Annotated in this window: 13 protein-coding genes and 1 pseudogene; 13 read left to right on the plus strand and 1 reads right to left on the minus strand. The window is 28.9% G+C overall.

All coding sequences use genetic code 11. From position 1 onward, the window contains the following. Nucleotides 1-29: 29 nt before the first annotated feature. The 12 genes from C1715_RS11810 (at nt 30) to C1715_RS11865 (ending at nt 12,501) form a co-directional block, all read left to right on the plus strand. The gene (locus tag C1715_RS11810) at nt 30-2,252 is read left to right on the plus strand and encodes an FtsK/SpoIIIE family DNA translocase (RefSeq protein WP_102400688.1); all 2,223 of its coding nucleotides are present in this window, start codon (nt 30-32) and stop codon (nt 2,250-2,252) included. A gap of 44 nt (nt 2,253-2,296) precedes the next feature. Then, nucleotides 2,297-3,631 (plus strand): 30S ribosomal protein S12 methylthiotransferase RimO, encoded by a 1,335-nt coding sequence (rimO, locus tag C1715_RS11815; protein ID WP_102400689.1) that lies wholly within the window; start codon nt 2,297-2,299, stop codon nt 3,629-3,631. Beyond that, the gene (gene pgsA / locus C1715_RS11820) at nt 3,615-4,160 is read left to right on the plus strand and encodes a CDP-diacylglycerol--glycerol-3-phosphate 3-phosphatidyltransferase (RefSeq protein ID WP_102400690.1); all 546 of its coding nucleotides are present in this window, start codon (nt 3,615-3,617) and stop codon (nt 4,158-4,160) included. Before rimO ends, pgsA begins: the two co-directional genes overlap by 17 nt. Before the next feature lie 171 nt (nt 4,161-4,331). Beyond that, nucleotides 4,332-5,387, plus strand: coding sequence for a recombinase RecA (recA, locus tag C1715_RS11825; RefSeq protein WP_102400691.1), 1,056 nt, complete (start codon nt 4,332-4,334; stop codon nt 5,385-5,387). 192 nt (nt 5,388-5,579) lie between these two features. Continuing rightward, nucleotides 5,580-7,100: a ribonuclease Y gene (gene rny / locus C1715_RS11830; protein ID WP_423240838.1), complete on the plus strand. Its 1,521-nt coding sequence runs from the start codon at nt 5,580-5,582 to the stop codon at nt 7,098-7,100. A 123-nt stretch (nt 7,101-7,223) separates the two neighbouring features. Beyond that, entirely contained in the window at nt 7,224-7,484 is a 261-nt protein-coding gene (locus C1715_RS11835; RefSeq protein WP_102400693.1) for a stage V sporulation protein S, read from the plus strand. 134 nt (nt 7,485-7,618) lie between these two features. Beyond that, a complete protein-coding gene (locus tag C1715_RS11840) occupies nt 7,619-8,488 on the plus strand; it encodes a decaprenyl-phosphate phosphoribosyltransferase (RefSeq protein ID WP_423240831.1) in 870 nt (289 codons plus the stop codon). A gap of 42 nt (nt 8,489-8,530) precedes the next feature. Beyond that, nucleotides 8,531-9,790, plus strand: a complete 1,260-nt coding sequence (locus tag C1715_RS11845) for a glycosyltransferase family 39 protein (RefSeq protein WP_102400694.1) — start codon at nt 8,531-8,533, stop codon at nt 9,788-9,790. A 13-nt stretch (nt 9,791-9,803) separates the two neighbouring features. After that, entirely contained in the window at nt 9,804-10,160 is a 357-nt protein-coding gene (locus tag C1715_RS11850; protein WP_102400695.1) for an SMR family transporter, read from the plus strand. Nucleotides 10,161-10,351: 191 nt separating this feature from the next. Then, entirely contained in the window at nt 10,352-11,542 is a 1,191-nt protein-coding gene (locus C1715_RS11855; RefSeq protein ID WP_102400696.1) for a pyridoxal phosphate-dependent aminotransferase, read from the plus strand. An 80-nt stretch (nt 11,543-11,622) separates the two neighbouring features. Next, nucleotides 11,623-12,081 carry a PTS sugar transporter subunit IIA gene (locus C1715_RS11860; protein WP_102400697.1) on the plus strand — a complete coding sequence of 153 codons (459 nt, stop codon included), beginning with the start codon at nt 11,623-11,625 and terminating at the stop codon, nt 12,079-12,081. 159 nt (nt 12,082-12,240) lie between these two features. Continuing rightward, nucleotides 12,241-12,501 (plus strand): HPr family phosphocarrier protein, encoded by a 261-nt coding sequence (locus C1715_RS11865; protein WP_102400698.1) that lies wholly within the window; start codon nt 12,241-12,243, stop codon nt 12,499-12,501. Between the two features lie 42 nt (nt 12,502-12,543). Here the strand turns inward: C1715_RS11865 and C1715_RS11870 are convergent, their stop codons facing one another. Further along, nucleotides 12,544-13,824, minus strand: coding sequence for an alpha-L-fucosidase (locus C1715_RS11870; RefSeq protein WP_102400699.1), 1,281 nt, complete (start codon nt 13,822-13,824; stop codon nt 12,544-12,546). Nucleotides 13,825-14,565: 741 nt separating this feature from the next. Between C1715_RS11870 and C1715_RS20315 the strand changes: the two are divergent. Further along, nucleotides 14,566-15,463: pseudogene (locus C1715_RS20315) on the plus strand (HD domain-containing protein). Nucleotides 15,464-15,556: the final 93 nt, after the last annotated feature.

Consider the following 15,556-nt stretch of genomic DNA (forward strand, 5'->3'; position numbering starts at 1 on the left):
GTAGAAATATTTTTTTGGAGGTGATTTTGTTGGGGAAAAAAAGGAGTAGGACTAAAAAAAGTGTAAATCGCCATAATGAAATAAAAGGATTAGGTTTAGTGACTTTTGGTTTGTTATCCATATTTAGTATATACATGACAAAATCTTCAGGGATTTTTGGTGGGTTTATAAAAAGTACGTTTATTTTATTTTGCGGAATAGGAACTTATGTTTTGCCATTTCTTATTATATTTTTAGGGATAATGTACATATACAGTGGTGGTAAAATAAAAGTAAATAGTAAATTTTATGGAATAATTTTATTTTTTATTAATACACTTCTTTTTGTTGGAATGTTAACCATAGATAACTATTATTCAGTAGGATATATGCTAGAAGGTATAAAAAAAATATGGAATTCATCTAGTGCATTACATGGTGGTGTTATAGCTTATATAATAGACGTGCAACTATATAGACTCTTTGGTAAAATTGGAAGCTATATTATATTTTTATGCATATATATAATATCCTCTATAATAATACTAAATTTGTCTCTAAGTAATATTATTTATAATATAAAAGCTAATTTAAAAGAAATGAAAAAAAATAGTGATGAATACAGTAATAAGGATATACGAGAAAGTGCTACAGCAGAATATACCGAACCAAAGCTTTTAAAGGATAAAAATGATAAAATAAAAATTATCGATTTCTTAAAAAATGGTTTTCAAGATGAAGAAAATAATGAGCAAAATAAAGAGGAGAATAAATCCGCTCCATATGTAGAGGATTGTAATGAAAATATAAATGATCAGCTTTCAAGAGAAATACAAAAGAGCTCCTCATTATCAGAAGAGATAAATTATACATATCCTTCTACAGAACTTTTAAATATAAATGATTTATCTAAAATGAAAAAAGGAGATAAGCGAGATTTAATTAACAGCGCTAATAAATTAGAAGAAACTTTAAGTAGTTTTGGTGTGGAGGCAAAGGTACTTCAAGTAACTAAAGGTCCTTCAGTAACTAGATACGAGCTTCAACCAGAAGCCGGAGTTAAAGTGAGTAAAATTGTTAATTTATCAGATGATATAGCCCTTAGTCTGGCTGCATCTGCTGTAAGAATAGAAGCACCTATACCTGGAAAATCAGCAGTGGGAATAGAGATTCCAAACAAAGAATTAACTTCAGTTTATATAAGAGAAGTTATAGAAAGTGAGGAATTCATAGGTTCCAACAAATCTGTAACTTTTTGCCTTGGAAAAGATATATCAGGTAAGTGTGTAGTGGCGGACTTGAGTAAAATGCCACATCTTCTAGTAGCTGGAGCTACGGGTTCAGGTAAAAGTGTTTGTATAAATACTTTAATTATAAGTTTACTATATAAATATTCTCCAAAAGATGTAAAACTACTTTTAATTGATCCAAAAGTGGTTGAATTAAGTATATATAATGGAATACCACATCTTTTAATACCAGTAGTAACTGATCCTAAAAAGTCTGCTGGAGCACTTAATTGGGCAGTTAATGAAATGACTAGAAGATACAAACTTTTTGCGGACAATAGTGTTAGAAATATAGATGGATATAATGAGTTATATAGTAAAAATATAGTGGATGAAAAATTACCTTTTATTGTTATAATAATAGATGAATTAGCTGACTTGATGATGGTATGCCCTGGGGAAGTTGAGGAATATATAGGTAGATTAGCTCAAATGGCTAGAGCTGCTGGAATGCATTTAGTAATTGCCACTCAAAGGCCATCTGTGGATGTTATAACTGGAGTTATAAAAGCCAATATTCCATCTAGAATTTCCTTTGCGGTTTCAAGTCAAATAGATTCTAGAACTATACTAGATTCTTCAGGGGCAGAAAAACTTTTAGGAAAAGGTGATATGCTTTTTTATCCAGTAGGCGAATCTAAACCTATAAGAATACAAGGAGCGTTTATATCTGAGGAAGAGGTAGAAAATGTAGTTCAATTCATAAAGGATAAACATGAGGACATAGACTATAAAGAGGAAATAATAGAGCAAATTAATTCCTCTGTATCAAAAAAAAATAATGATGAGGATGAATTATTAGATACTGCTATAGATATAGTTGTACAAGAAGGACAAGCATCCACATCACTATTGCAAAGAAAATTAAAAATAGGATATAATAGAGCTGCTAGAATAATAGAGCAGTTAGAAGATAAAGGAATAATTTCCGGAAGAAATGGAAGTAAACCAAGACAAGTATTATTAGATAGAGAAAATGAATAAGAAATTATTACCAAGGAAATAAATGTTAATAAGGGGGAAATAAATTGAATAAATACAAAGTTGGTCTTGTTAGTTTAGGTTGCGACAAAAACAGAATTGATTCAGAAATAATTTTAGGTAAGCTACATGAAAGATATGAAATAATTAATGAACCAAAAGCTGCTGATATATTAATAGTTAATACTTGTGGGTTTATAGAAGAAGCAAAGCAAGAGGCAATAAATACAATATTAGAAATGGCTCAGTACAAGGATAATAATTGTAAATTGTTAATAGCTACTGGATGTCTTACACAAAGATATGGCAAAGAACTTTTGAAACTTATTCCAGAATTGGATTTGATTTATGGTGTAAATGATTATGAGGATTTATTAAAAGGTATTGATGAGTTTTTATGTACAAAGGAAAAAAAGGATTATTGTAATTATAGTAACTCATGCATAAATGAAGGAGAGAGAATATTAACTACACCATCATATGTAGCTTATTTGAGAATTGCAGAAGGTTGCAGTAACTATTGTTCTTATTGTGCAATACCGTATATCCGTGGGCAATATAGAAGTAGAAAGTTAGAAGATGTTATAGATGAAGCTCATGTACTTGCAAAAAGAGGAGTTAAGGAAATTATTTTAGTAGCTCAGGACACTACTAAATATGGTGTAGATATATATGGTCATAATAAAATACATCAATTAATAAAAGAAATATCTAATATAGAATCTATTAAGTGGATAAGAATTTTATATTGTTATCCAGAAGAGATAACAGTAGATTTGATAGATGAAATGTCTAGTAACCCTAAGGTATGTCACTATATAGATTTACCTCTTCAGCACATTAGCAACAATGTACTTAAAAACATGAGAAGAAAAAGTAATAAAGAAGATATATTGAAAACAATAGAGTATATAAGAACTAAAATGCCTAATGTGGTTTTGAGAACTTCTATTATCGTAGGATTTCCTGGAGAAACAGAAGAGGATTTTTGTGAATTAAAAGAATTTGTTAAGTCTGTGAAAATAGATAAGTTAGGTGTGTTTAAATATTCCCAGGAAGAAGGAACAAAAGCAGCCTTAATGGAAAAACAAATATCAGAAAAAGTTAAAGAGGAGAGATATAAAGAAATAATGCTTCATCAACAAGAGATTTCTAAGGAAAAAAATCATAATAAAATAGGCAAAATATATGAAGTACTTATAGAAGGTAAAAAAAATGGATATTGGTATGGAAGAAGTTATGAAATGGCTCCGGAAATTGATGGTGCAATTTGGTTTAAATGTGATAAAATATTAGATGTAGGAAACTTTATAGAAATAAAAGTTACCGAAGCATTAGAATATGATTTAATAGGAGTTGTATGTGATGAATCTTGCAAATAAGTTAACACTCATAAGAATTTTTTTAGTACCTATATTTTTGGTTTTTATTACTATAACAGAGATACCTTATGGTACCACTATTGCAACTATTATATTTATTGGAGCTTCTCTAACAGATAAACTCGATGGTTATATTGCTAGAAGTAGAAATCAAATAACTCGTTTTGGTAAATTTATGGATCCTTTAGCTGACAAATTACTGGTAACAGCAGCTTTAATTGCATTAGTTGAATTTCATATAATAGGAACTTGGGCAGCAGTAGTAATAATAGCTAGAGAATTTGCTGTAACAGGACTTAGAACTATAGCAGCCTCAGAAGGAATAGTTATTGCGGCTAGTTGGTGGGGAAAAATTAAAACCGTAACTCAAATGGTAGCTATAATAATTTCTTTAATAAGTAAAACATATCCTGAACATTGGATTATATCCTTATCTAAAATAACTATACTATTAGCAGTAATAATTACTATAATTTCTGGTGTAGATTATTTTGTGAAAAATAAGGAAGTTTTAAAATTAGATAAGTAAGTAATGTAGATTAGATAAGTGATTAAAATTTGTATATAAGGTTAATAATTAAAATAAAAGTTCCTACAAAAATGTAGTAGGGGCTTTTTACATATGTTGACCTATATAAATATATATTGTATAATAAGAACAACTGTTCGAAAGGAAGGTGAATCCCTTTAGGGAAATAATATGAATAATGAAAAATTAAAAGCATTAGATGCTGCTTTAAGTCAAATCCAAAAACAATTTGGTAAAGGTTCAGTAATGAAATTAGGAGAACATGAAATTCCTAAGTTAGATTGTATTTCTACAGGATGTTTAAGTTTAGATATTGCATTAGGTATAGGGGGAGTACCAAAAGGAAGAGTAGTAGAGATATATGGACCAGAGTCCTCAGGAAAAACTACAGTAGCACTTCATATAATAGCTGAAGCTCAAAAAAGTGGTGGAACAGCTGCGTTTATAGATGCTGAACATGCATTAGACCCTAATTATGCGCATGATTTAGGAGTAGATGTAGAAAATTTAATAGTTTCACAACCAGACACAGGAGAACAGGCACTTGAGATTGCAGAGGCATTAGTTAGATCAGGAGCGGTAGATGTAATAGTTGTTGACTCAGTAGCAGCTCTTGTTCCAAGAGCTGAGATAGAAGGAGAAATGGGTGATTCTCATGTAGGACTTCAAGCAAGATTAATGTCACAAGCATTAAGAAAATTAGCTGGTTCTATAAATAAGTCAAATTGTATAGCTGTGTTTATAAATCAGTTAAGAGAAAAAGTTGGTATAATGTTTGGAAATCCTGAAACTACTCCAGGTGGAAGAGCATTAAAATTCTATTCTTCTGTAAGACTAGACGTAAGAAAAATAGATAATATAAAGCAGGGTGAAGATATTTTAGGTAATAGAACAAGAGTAAAAGTAGTTAAAAATAAAGTAGCTCCTCCTTTTAAACAAGCTGAATTTGACATAATGTACGGTGAAGGCATATCTAGAGAGGGCAATGTTTTAGATATGGGAGTAAAAGAGGATATAGTAAATAAAAGTGGTGCGTGGTTCTCTTATGGAGATACTCGTTTAGGTCAAGGAAGAGAAAATTCTAAAAAGTTTTTAAAAGATAATCCATCATTACTTTTAGAAATAGAAAATAGAGTAAGAGAGAAAAATGGATTAAAATCTATTTCTGATAAAGCAAATAATTCTGAAAAAGAAGCAGAAAAGGAAACAAAAAAGAAAAATGAATAGCAATTAAAAATTCTTATTCTTTTCAAATCTTGACATCCATATAAAAGTAATATAAAATAAATACAAATACTGGTTTAGTAATTACCCATTATTTTAGTAAATGAAACACCTTTTCAAAGCTTTCGTTTTGCTCCTTTTGACGGAAACCGAATAAGCAAGGGAGGTGTTGAAATGCCTATACAGTATACGATAATGGCAGTTATAGCTTTTTTACTTATAGCTTTTACTACTATAGTATATATTAGAAAAAATATTTCCAGTGCTAATATATCTAAGGCAGAGGAAGAGGGAAAACATATTATAGAAGAAGCTAAAAAACAAGCTGAATCTGCTAAGAAAGAGTCCATTTTAGAGGCTAAAGAGGAAGTACACAAATTAAGAAATGATCTTGAGAAAGAATCCAGAGAAAGACGTAATGAAATTCAAAGGCTAGAAAGAAGAAATCTTCAAAGAGAAGAATCTTTGGATAAGAAAAGTGAAGTTTTAGAGAAAAAAGAAGAGACTATTAATAAAAAGCAACAAGAGCTTGAAAAAACAGAGCAAGAAGTGAAAAATTTATATTTAAGCCAAAAACAAGAATTAGAAAGAATTTCTAATTTAACTTCTGAAGAAGCTAAGCAATTATTATTAGAACAAACTAGAAAAGAAGTTAGACATGATCTTGCAATGCTAATTAAAGAGGAAGAAACAAGAATAAAAGAAGAAGCCAACAAAAAAGCATGTGAAATAATATCTTATGCTATTCAAAGATGTGCTGCTGATCATGTGGCTGAAACTACAGTGCACGTAGTTGCTCTTCCTAATGACGAAATGAAAGGAAGAATTATTGGTAGAGAGGGAAGAAATATAAGAACTTTAGAAACTCTCACTGGTGTAGATCTTATAATAGATGATACTCCAGAAGCTGTTATTCTTTCTGCTTTTGATCCTATAAGAAGAGAAGTGGCTAGAATTGCTCTTGAAAAATTAATAGTCGACGGAAGAATTCATCCTGCAAGAATAGAAGAAATGGTGGAAAAAGCCAAAAAAGAAGTTGAAAACATAATTAGAGAAGAAGGAGAACAAGCTACATTTGAAACCGGTATACATGGACTTCACTCAGAACTTATTAAACTTTTAGGAAGATTGAAGTACAGAACAAGCTATGGGCAAAATGTGTTAAAGCACTCAATGGAAGTAGCACATCTTGCTGGACTTATGGCATCAGAACTTGGAATAGACCCTGCTCTTGCTAAGAGGGCTGGACTATTACATGATATAGGTAAAGCTGTTGACCATGAAATAGAAGGTCCACACGCTGCTATAGGAGCAGAAATAGCTAAGAAATACAAAGAATCTTCTGTAATAGTTAATGCAATAGAAGCCCATCATGGTGATGTAGAACCTCAATCTTTAGAGGCTGTACTTGTTCAAGCTGCTGACGCTATATCAGCTGCTAGACCTGGAGCAAGGAGAGAAACTTTAGAAGCTTATATTAAGAGATTGGAAAAATTAGAAGAAATAGCTAACGATTTTGAAGGCGTAGAAAAATCATTTGCAATACAAGCTGGTAGAGAAATTAGAATAATGGTAAAACCGGATAGTGTAGACGATTTTGCTACTGTTGAAATGGCTAGAAATTTAGCTAAGAGAATTGAAAACGAGTTAGAGTATCCAGGACAAATAAAGATTAATGTTATAAGAGAAACAAGAGCTATAGAATACGCTAAATAATTTACAACCAAAATCCTTTTGAATTTTGTACCTTTAAAAGCAAAATTTAAAAGGGTTTTTGTATTTTTTGTAGAAATAGTATGGTATGAGTTATACTATAAGATTTACTATAGGAGGTTTAAGATGGAAGTATTAAAGGTTTCAGCTAAATCAATACCAAACAAAGTAGCAGGCGCGTTAGCAGGGGTAATAAGAGAACACGGTATTGCGGAAATTCAAGCTATAGGAGCAGGTGCTATAAATCAAGCTATTAAAGCTATAGCTATAGCAAGAGGGTTTGTTGCACCAAGTGGTGTGGATCTTGTTTGTATACCAGCTTTTACAGATATCAAAATTGGAAGTGAAGAAAGAACAGCTATAAAGCTTATAGTTGAACCAAGATAATTTAGGTTATTGTTAATGAAAATGTTTTCTTAGGACTTGTTTTTATAATGTTTAAAAACAAGCCCTTTTAATTTAATAGAAAATGTATTAAAATCTTATAGAGTGCTATTTATACATTTTGAAAGGAGAACAATATGAATTTGAATTTTAAAGAAATGCTCAAACTAACTAGACCAAAACAATGGATAAAGAATTCATTTGTGTTTGCAGCTATAGTTTTCTCTGGTAATTTCTTAAATATGGACTTGCTGAAGAAAAACCTAACGACTTTTGTAATATTTTGTTTAACATCATCTTGTATCTATGTATTAAATGACATTATAGATATAGAAAAAGATAAATGTCACCCTGAAAAGAAAAATAGACCTTTAGCTAGTGGAAAGGTAACTAAGACTCAAGGTATAATATTAGATATTTTATTATTGGCGGGGGTAATTGTCTTAGGGATAAATGTAGATTATAAAATATTCATAATAAGTTTATCTTATATAATTTTAAACATATTATATACATTTAAACTAAAGAATATAGTAATAATTGATGTTATGGTAATTACATTAGGCTTTGTTTTAAGAGTAGAAAGCGGTAGCGTAGCTACTAATGTAATTTTATCGCCATGGCTTATTTTATGTACTATTTTACTATCTTTATTTTTAGCCCTAAATAAAAGGAAGAGTGAAATAAAAATGCTAAAAGATAGTAGTTCAAAACATAGGGCAATCCTAAAAGATTATTCTATAGAATTTATTGATAATATGCTTAGCATAATAACACCATCTATTTTCATTGCTTACTGCTTATATACATTTAATTCTGTACAGAGTAGAACAATGATGATTACTATAGCCTTTGTTTTATATGGAGTATTTAGATATCAATATCTTATGGAAAAAGCTAATATAGGATCAAAACCAGAAGATGTATTTACAAAAGACATGCCGTTTTTAGTAAATATATTATTATGGGGAATCAGTATACTTACAATAATATATTTTAAGTTATAAAGTAAGTAAAAGAATTACAGAAAAATTATGAGGAGTTATGTTATGTTAGAAAAAAACTATAAGAAAAATTATTATTTTGCAATAGGGATATTTTTAATTATTAATATATTATGGATATGTAAAATTAATACTCAACCTTTTTCAGATTTTCAATATTATCATGAACTAGCAATCCAAATAGCTCATGGAGGGATTTGGGGAGATACCTATACTTCTGTAGGCTATCCAATATTTTTAGCTGCTTTTTATAAGGTATTTGGAGCTAATATATTTGTTGGTAAAATAGTAAATTTAGTATTAAGTCTATTATCAATAATTTTATTTAAAAAAATATTGGATTTTACCTCTATGGGAGAGAAGAATAAATTTATAATTTTTATATTATTTGCTTTCTTTCCAAGTACAATATTCTACAATACTATTTTAGGAAGTGAAATACTATTTACATTTTTAATGTTACTGATAACATATTTATTTTTTAAAGAAAATTTCAAATTTAAGTATATTTATATAGGTATACTAGTAGGAATAAACACAATGGTTAAACCTTTTTTCATTGTATATTTCTTTGCTATATTTTTATATAAGATAATATTTAAAGAAAATATATTAAAAACTATAAAAGATTCTCTTGTAATCCTAGTGGTTGCCCTTTTAGTTTTAGCCCCTTGGGTATACAGAAACACAAAATATAATGGAGAATTTACCTTTGTATCAAATAATGGCGGAATTGTTCTTTATATAAATAATAATTCTCAAAATAACATTGGAAGATGGATGCCTGCAAAAGAAGTAGAAAATTCTATAGTAAATAAAGAAGAATATAAAAATGCAAATATGACTACAAAAAGTAAAATGCTTAAAAAAGCAGCTAAAGAATGGATAAAGACTCATCCAAAGGAATTTACTATTTTAGGTTTTAAGAGACTAGGAAACACTTATTTTGTTGGAGATGATCTAGCTTATAGTCTTCAAGGAGTTAATATAAATGAAAGTACTAAATTTAAAATGTATTACGTTTATGGAACATTTAGAGCGACTTTTTTACTTATAGCAATATGCTATATATTATATTATAGTATCTATATTATATTTTGCTTGATAAAGAGAAGTGTAGATAAATTAGATAAATTTACTGTATATCTTTGTATTTTGTTTTACATGTTTACCTGTGTTTATTTTGTAACAGAAGGACAAGCTAGATATGCATTTCCTATGATATTTATTTTCTGTTACACTTTTTATAACTTCATAGTCATGGTAAAAAATAAAAGAAATTTTAAAAAGATTAAACTTAAATAAGGAGAAATATAAAATGATAGGTCTTATATTAGTTTCTGTATTCTTAGGAGCAATTGGCCAAATACTTGTTAAAGTAGGAGCTCCTAATCTTCAACTTAACTTTTCAGGTATAAATATTTTTTATAGCATTTTAGATATTATTAAGAATCTACCTGTAATGATGGGAATTATATCTTATGGTGTTAGTTTTTTATTATGGATTAAGGTTTTAAGTAAAGTAGAACTTAGTTATGCTTATCCCATGGTAAGCTTAGGCTATGTAATAGTTATGATATTTTCTTATTTTATATTTAAAGAAAATATCACATTGCCTAGGGTATTTGGAACTGCATTAATAATTATTGGAGTAATATTTATAGCAAGAAGTTAAATATAACAATGTAATTTGGGGTAGCATTTAGTATTAAATGAAGGTTACGTTTACATTGCTCGTTATCATTATATAAATTAAATGTTTACATTGAAGGAATAAAGTGATATATTAGTATATATGAATGATAACTTTCAATTGTTAAAATATTTTGGAACAAATTGTTTGTAAAGTAACTTGGAGGGATTGAAATGATTTTATCAAGAAAAGCAGAAGAAATAGCACCATCTTTGACATTAGAAATAACAGCAAAAGCAAAAAAAATGAAGGCTGACGGAATAGATGTAGTTGGATTTGGTGCTGGAGAACCAGATTTTAATACACCTGTGAATATTCAAGAAGCAGCTATTAAAGCAATTAGAGAGGGAAAAACTAAATATACTGCAACACCTGGTATTGCAGAATTAAAAGATGCTATAGTTAATAAATTCAAAAATGATAATGAGTTAACTTATGATGTATCACAAGTTATTGTTTCAACAGGAGCTAAACAATGCTTAGCTAATGTTTTTGGAGCTATATTAAACCCAGGTGATGAAGTTTTAATACCTGTACCTTATTGGGTAAGTTATCCTGAACTTGTTAAGCTTGCAGATGGTAAACCAGTATTTGTACAAACTAAAGAAGAAAATAGTTTTAAATATACTATAGAAAACCTTGAAAAATCAGTTACAGACAAAACGAAAGCTCTTATATTAAATAGTCCTAACAATCCAACAGGAACTGTTTATAATAAAGAGGAATTACAAACTATTGCAGATTTTGCTAAAAAGCATGATTTGATAATTGTTTCTGATGAAATATATGAAAAATTAATATATAGTAATGATAAACATGTAAGCATAGCTAGTCTATCAGAAGATGCTTATAAGAGAACAATTGTTATAAATGGTGTTTCAAAAGCTTATGCTATGACTGGATGGAGAATAGGATATGCTGCTGGAGATAAGAAAATAATAAAGCTTATGACTAATATACAAAGTCATATGACGTCAAACCCTAATTCAATAGCTCAGCATGCATCAGTAGAAGCTCTAGTAGGTGATCAAAAAGATGTAGAAGCTATGATAGTAGAGTTTAAAAAGAGAAGAGATTTTATGGTAGAAAGAGTTAATAAAATAAATGGTTTAAGCTGTATTAAACCAGAAGGTGCTTTCTATGTTATGGTAAACATATCAAAAATATTAGGAAAAGAAGTAGATGGAAAAGTTATTAAATCTTCTTTAGAATTTTCTAGTCTTTTATTAGAAAAAGAAAAAGTGGCAGTAGTACCAGGAGTGGCTTTTGGAGTAGATGAATTTGTAAGACTTTCATATGCTACATCTATGGAAAATATCATTAAAGGATTAGATAGAATAGATACTTTCGTTAAAAGTCTTTAAAATAGTTTGAAAAATTTCACTTAATAATAAGTATTACTAGAAGAATTTTGGCTCTAATGATTTTGGGTAGGTGATACTGTATGTTTAAAGAAGTAGAAATATTTTTGCCTATAAAAGGCAAAGTATTACCATTAACTGAAGTAGAAGATTATCTTTTTAATAGAAAAATTTTGGGCGAAGGAATAGCTATAGAACCTGAAGATAATTATATATATTCACCAGTAAATGGAACAGTGGAATTAGTCTACGAAAAAAAACATGTTATTTTAATAAGCACCGAAGAAGGAATTAAAATACTAATCCACCTTGGATTAGATAGCAATAACTTTGGTGGAAAGGGAATCGCTTGTTACATAAATCCAGGGGAAAAAGTTAGTAGGGGAGATAAACTCATTTGGTTTGACAAAGAGTATTTAGCACCCCAAATTTCCTTAACTACTCCTGTTATAATTGTAAATACTGAGTTAATAAAGACCCTTGCTATAAATTATAACGCTTATAATACAGAGGATATAATTATGAAAGCAGTGGTATATTAATATTCTCTAGGATTCATAAGTTCTACAATTTGTAACATACAAAATTATAAATTGCCAATTCATAGGTTATATTATTGTAATAATATTTCTTCTATGATATAATGAGGTAGTTATATATATATAAATAAATAACTAAATTTATACTAGGGGTGAATTTACATGGTAACTAAAGAAGTAGTAGTTAAAAGTTCAACAGGGTTACACGCTAGACCTGCAACCTTGTTAGTAAAAAAAGCATCTTCATTTAAATCAGATGTAAGTATTGAATTTAATGGAAAAAAAGCTAATGTTAAAAGCTTAATAGGAGTTTTATCCTTAGGAGTTACAAGTGGAGCTACAGTTAAAGTAATCGTTTCTGGTGATGATGAAACTTTAGCGTTGGAAGAAATTTCTAGCTTAATAGAATCTATAGAAGAGTAATGATTAACTCCTAAAAAAGGGGCTACTGATGTTTCAGTAGCCTTATTTTAGTTCTAATAAAATAACTGTATCATTTTCATCAGGAAGTGAAGCACTTTTAAAATTCAAAAAAGCATCTTCTTTGTAATCTTCTGCATTCCATGGAGTTTCTATGGAAATTTCTGAACCATCACACAAAAGTCTAGCTCTCTTAATATTTTCAGCTAGTCCTCTTAAATTAATTGGTCCCACACCTCTTTGTAATACATGTGCATATAGGTAACAATCATTTTGAGTATAACGACCCCATTCAGGCTTAGCATTTATACTATTAGTACATCCATATATACTTTGACCATTTTGTTTAATCCAATGTCCCACTTTTTTTAAGATATCTATAGATTCCTGAGGAATTTCTCCTTTAGCATTTGGTCCTACATTTAATATTAGATTCCCGTTTTTACTAACACATTCTACTAAAGCTCTTATTATTTCTTTTGAAGACTTATAATTTTTATCTTGGGAACAATACCCCCAGTGATCATTTAATGTAACACAAGCTTCCCAAGGTATTAAATCACCTTTTTCATTAACTAAGGCTTCAGGAGGTACTATTTGCTCAGGAGTTGTAAAATCGCCTGCATAATCCTCAGGAATATTCTTTTTTAAATTTCCTCCCAGTCTATTGTTTATTATTATATGAGGTTGAAGTTCTTTTACTCTCTTAATAAGTTTAGAAGCTTCCCATTTTTCCCCTGTCATATCATCATAGGAAAAATCAAACCATATAATATCTATTTTTCCATAGTTAGTCAGAAGCTCTTCTACTTGATTATGAAAATATTTTATGTATCTATTAAAGTCTATCTTTTTATTTTTAAAATCTTCATTATTTCTCATAGGGTGATGTCTGTCTTTATAAGCAGGGAAGTCTTCGTGGTGCCAATCTAAGAGAGAATAATAAAATCCTACTGCTAAACCTTCTTGTCTAAAAGCTTCCACATACTCTTTTATAAGGTCTCTTTTAGCTAGAGTATTAGTAGCTTTATAATCTGTATATTTACTGTCAAATAGACAAAATCCATCATGATGTTTTGTAGTCATAACTGCATATTTCATTCCAGCTTCTTTAGCTAATTTAGCCCATTTTCTAGGATTATAATTTACAGGATTAAATTCATAAAAAAACTTTTCATAATCATCTATGGTAATTCTTTCATTAGATCTAACCCATTCACCTCTAGCTGGGATAGAATACAAGCCCCAGTGAATAAACATGCCAAATCGCGCATCTGTAAATGCTTTTACTTTACCATTTCTATTTTCTAAATTATAGTTGTCCATAAAAATACCCCCCTTGTTAGTACTTATTCAATTTTTGTATAGTGATTTCACTTAGTTTTACCGCTTAAATACATTATACTATAATTTTACCAAGCGTAGCACTTATTAATATGCAATTGCTAATGTGAAGCCATATATTAATACTGAACTTTCACACATAATTTTTATGTTCTACATTAGATTAATAAATAAGATACAAATATAATTTTAATGAATATGGTTCATTATAAATTATATTAATTGAAATCATCAATTGAGTTATTAATTCAACTTTCGCAGTTATAAAATAAAAAGATAAAATTTAAAATGAAGAATGAAGCTCTTTTAGAAACTAACTATAATTTGAAATTTACAAGTAAGTAATAAGTAATAGCTAAGAAGTAAGAGTTAAGGATAAAACTCAAAGAGTTTTTTATAATTAATTTATAAGTAGCAGGTAATAAGTAATAGTTATGATGAAAATTTAGCTTTGCTGAATTTTTTAAAGAAACTCTTACCTTTTACCTATTAGTTCTTACCTTTTCACTCTTACTTCTTACTTTTTACCTCTTGCCTACTCTACAAATTCCTATCTTACATTCTAAATTTTAAATTAAAACCACTTATTAATCTAATGTAGAGCTTGAACTTTATGTGCAAAAGTTGAGTTATTAATAAATGTACCTTTATTCAATGCCAAAGGATAAAAAAAATCTTATAGTTAATAATATTTATATACTTTGTACGAAAGGATGGATTTAGTTGGAAAGATTTTTTATAAAAGATTTACGTAAAGGAACTGAAGTTTTAGGTGAATTTATGATATTAAAAAATTTATTTAAAGAAATAGGATATATTGGAGTAATATTAGGGGATAAAACCGGAGATATAAAAGCTAAGCTTAAATATACAGGGGTTGATTTAAATGTAGGAGATGTAATTAGAGTAAAAGGGATTTCTCTAGATAATTTATTGCAAATAGATGAATATACAAAAGTGGAACGCTTTGATCTCTATGAATTTCTCCCTTCTATAAATAGGCCTATAGAAGATATAATAAAGGAGATGACTGATTTATCAAATGAAGAATTTAAAGATATACAGGTAAAAACACTAAATGATTACTTCTTTAAAGATAAGGATTTTGTAGATAAATTTAAGAAAGGTATAGGGGGAGTGAGCCAACATCACAACTATTTAGGGGGATTAGCAGAACACACTTTAAACTCTATGTATATAGCTAAAAATCTAAGTTATAGATATAATTTAGCTCATAAGGAAATAGCTATTTTAGGTGCTAAGCTTCACGATATAGGTAAAGTATATGAATAATTACATAGATGGTCCTTTTTCTGTTACTACACAAGGAGATATGGAAGGACATATTGTAATTGGAACAGGCTTATTAGAGAAAGCTTTCCAGAAAACAGATATTTATAGTGAAGAGTTTAAGATGAGAATTAAAAGCTGCATAATACAGCATCATGGAAAAGTTGAATTTGGCTCTCCTAAAGTACCAAAAACTGAAGAAGCTTATGTGGTTCACTTTGCAGATTATGTAGATGCTATGATGAATAAAATTCAACAAGTTAGAGAGAATACTCAATTACCTGGATGGTCTGAATTTGACAGAAGACTTGGAACTAGATTATATTTATAATATAATTCATAAAATCGTATACCTTTATGGTATGGACATTTTTAACTATAATTAAAAAGTGATATACTTTTAAATTTAAAAATATGATATAAA

The sequence above is a fragment of the Haloimpatiens massiliensis genome (assembly GCF_900184255.1).
GTDB lineage: Bacteria > Bacillota > Clostridia > Clostridiales > Clostridiaceae > Haloimpatiens > Haloimpatiens massiliensis.

What these genes read in the sequence shown, in the direction of transcription:
- pgsA (WP_102400690.1), top strand. Translation starts at nt 3,615, where the DNA reads ATGAATCTTGCAAATAAGTTAACACTCATAAGAATTTTTTTAGTACCT.
- recA (WP_102400691.1), top strand. Translation starts at nt 4,332, where the DNA reads ATGAATAATGAAAAATTAAAAGCATTAGATGCTGCTTTAAGTCAAATC.
- rny (WP_423240838.1), top strand. Translation starts at nt 5,580, where the DNA reads ATGGCAGTTATAGCTTTTTTACTTATAGCTTTTACTACTATAGTATAT.
- C1715_RS11835 (WP_102400693.1), top strand. Translation starts at nt 7,224, where the DNA reads ATGGAAGTATTAAAGGTTTCAGCTAAATCAATACCAAACAAAGTAGCA.
- C1715_RS11840 (WP_423240831.1), top strand. Translation starts at nt 7,619, where the DNA reads ATGAATTTGAATTTTAAAGAAATGCTCAAACTAACTAGACCAAAACAA.
- C1715_RS11845 (WP_102400694.1), top strand. Translation starts at nt 8,531, where the DNA reads ATGTTAGAAAAAAACTATAAGAAAAATTATTATTTTGCAATAGGGATA.
- C1715_RS11850 (WP_102400695.1), top strand. Translation starts at nt 9,804, where the DNA reads ATGATAGGTCTTATATTAGTTTCTGTATTCTTAGGAGCAATTGGCCAA.
- C1715_RS11855 (WP_102400696.1), top strand. Translation starts at nt 10,352, where the DNA reads ATGATTTTATCAAGAAAAGCAGAAGAAATAGCACCATCTTTGACATTA.
- C1715_RS11860 (WP_102400697.1), top strand. Translation starts at nt 11,623, where the DNA reads ATGTTTAAAGAAGTAGAAATATTTTTGCCTATAAAAGGCAAAGTATTA.
- C1715_RS11865 (WP_102400698.1), top strand. Translation starts at nt 12,241, where the DNA reads ATGGTAACTAAAGAAGTAGTAGTTAAAAGTTCAACAGGGTTACACGCT.
- C1715_RS11870 (WP_102400699.1), bottom strand. Translation starts at nt 13,824, where the DNA reads ATGGACAACTATAATTTAGAAAATAGAAATGGTAAAGTAAAAGCATTT.